The organism is Pleomorphomonas diazotrophica, from assembly GCF_002844595.1.
Taxonomy (GTDB): Bacteria; Pseudomonadota; Alphaproteobacteria; order Rhizobiales; family Pleomorphomonadaceae; genus Pleomorphomonas; species Pleomorphomonas diazotrophica.
The window spans coordinates 1-219 of sequence record NZ_PJNW01000025.1; the positions used below are offsets into that span (position 1 = coordinate 1).

The following is a 219-nucleotide window of genomic DNA, read 5'->3' on the forward strand; positions in this document are numbered from 1 at the left end:
GCTCGGGGTCGGCGATCTGCACCGCCTCCAGCATGTCCAAGGCGCGACGCTGCGCCTCGCGTTTGGTGACATTCTCGTGATGGCGCAGCGTCTCGGTGATCTGGCGACCGATGGTCATCACCGGATTGAGCGAAAACTTCGGGTCCTGCAGGATCATCGCCATCCGGCTGCCGCGCATGTCGCGCCAGGTGGCCGGACCGGCCTTGAGGAGATCGATGC

At 65.3% G+C, this 219-nt stretch carries 1 pseudogene; it reads right to left on the reverse strand.

What is annotated here, in order from left to right:
* A pseudogene (locus CXZ10_RS21160) lies at nt 1-219 on the reverse strand (ABC transporter ATP-binding protein); the annotation flags it as partial.